Annotated in this window: 1 protein-coding gene; it reads right to left on the bottom strand. The window is 66.4% G+C overall.

Features of this window, described 5'->3' with window-relative positions:
- Positions 1-188: 188 nt before the first annotated feature.
- Entirely contained in the window at positions 189-1,748 is a 1,560-nt protein-coding gene (locus tag PY310_RS21415) for an IS1182 family transposase (protein ID WP_275216643.1), read from the bottom strand.
- Between the last annotated feature and the right edge of the window lie 75 nt (positions 1,749-1,823).

Here is a 1,823-nt window from a genome sequence, read left to right as displayed (position 1 = left end):
CTAGGAGCCTGCTGAATAAGGCGGTTGTGGGGCGGGCGGAACGCCACCAATGGGCCGTCGAGCGGCGTGTTCTGGTCAGCACCCTTGGGTGCGACAACGGGGTCGTTCCGCCCGCTTGGCTTAATTCTGCCCCAGATACGGGGCGTCATCCAGTGGTTTGTTGATGGGCCTGGGGCCCGGGCGGTGGGTTATCCCAGCGCCCATGATCCCTCGTTCCTGGTCAGTCCGAGGGCGAGCATTCGCCGCAGATTCAGTCCCGCGATCCGCAGTTGCAGCCAGGCGTTGTTCCGTTGGATGCCGTGGTGCGGCACGCGGCGGTTGCCGCGGGTCAGCCAGGCGATGGATCGCTCGACCATGGGCCGGTGCGTGCGGTAGTCGTGCTGAAAAGCCGGGTCCGTGGCGCGGTGGCGGTGTTCGCGCAGTAATGCGTCGTGTTCATGGAGATCGAGCTCGCGCCCCCGCACTGCGCTGGTGCAACGGTCCCGGAGGGGACAGCCGGTGCAGGCGGTACCGAACGTGACATGGCGTTTAGGGGAGATGGTCTTCGTGATGCCCATCGGGCAGGTCACGGTCCGTGCGGCCTCATCGACGGTGAAGTCATCGAGGGTGAATCCGCCTTCGACCGCCGGGCGTAGCGGCCAGGGTTTGATCACTGGCGTGTGGGCGGTGCGGGCGAGAGCGGCGAGCATTTCCCCGGAACCGTAGGCCGAGTCGGCCAGGACGTCCACGCTCGTGTCGGCGATCGTGGGATCCATGCCGATCAGCCGGGCACCGACCGCACCGTCACTGTTCTCCGGTCCGGAGGCCTTGGTCAGCGCAGCGGCGGTGATCAGCCCGGTATCGGGTTCGATGACAATGTGGGCCTTGAACCCGTCCTGCTGCCGGGACCGGGTCTTATGGGCGTGCCGGGAGTCCGGATCCACGGTGGAGATCAGCCGGTCTGGGGCGACCTTCCGGGCGATCCGCCACCGCCCGTCGGTCCCGTCAGAATCCTCGGCCGGTTCCACGTCCTGCCCGGCAATGAGGGCAAGCAGCGCGTACGCATCGGCCGCCTTGCCGCCCAAGGTCTCGGGATCGACCGCAGCCAACAGCGCCAGCGCGTCAGTCACTAGCGCCGAAACCAGCCCGTCCTTGGCCTCCTGGTCATCCCAAGCGATACCCGGCTTACCGGTGCGCGCGTATTCATACCCCGTCGCGTGGGTGCTCAACAGGTCCTGCCCGTCAGGGACATCACGGGCGAAGCGGCGGATTCCCGCGATCAGCTGCGTGATGGTGTCCTGCCTCGCGACCGCGTCGTCCAGAACGGTTGAATCCACTGCCCGCCGGCGCTTGCCCTTCAGGACTCCGGTTTCCGCCACGACCTCGGCGATGGCCTCCATAATCCGGTGCGGGTTTCCCGATCCGGCCAAACGCCTCCGCCAATACGTCAGCGTGCTCGGATGGAACGCGGTATCAGTCAACCCGTACCCGCACGCGGCCTTCCAACGCAGATCGAAGGTCAAAGCCTCGGCGGTTTCCCGATCAGAGAGCCCCTGCAACGCCTGCAACACCAGCACCGAGCCGATGACCGGCGCCGGAACCGACGGCCGGCCGCGCCGCGACGGGAACAGATCCTCCATCATCGAATCCGGAAACAACCGCCCGCGATGCGTGGCCAGAAAAGCGAAGACACTGCCCGGAGCCAGCAACTCCCCGGCCAGCGCCTCCACATCCAAATACCCGCGTTGCGCATCCTCGCGTCCCTGCATAAGACCAGTCTTAACCACCAGGCCCACGAGTCCAGCCGACGCGCCCACCCCACGACTAATTCAGCAGGCTCCTAG

It is taken from the genome of Pseudarthrobacter naphthalenicus (assembly GCF_029076445.1).
In the GTDB taxonomy this organism is placed as follows: domain Bacteria; phylum Actinomycetota; class Actinomycetes; order Actinomycetales; family Micrococcaceae; genus Arthrobacter; species Arthrobacter naphthalenicus.
Note: the sequence above shows the minus strand (reverse complement) of the source record. Positions and strands in the feature narration are given on the sequence as shown.

Excerpts from the sequence above, each read along its gene's own strand:
- PY310_RS21415 (WP_275216643.1), bottom strand. The coding sequence starts at position 1,748 with ATGCAGGGACGCGAGGATGCGCAACGCGGGTATTTGGATGTGGAGGCG.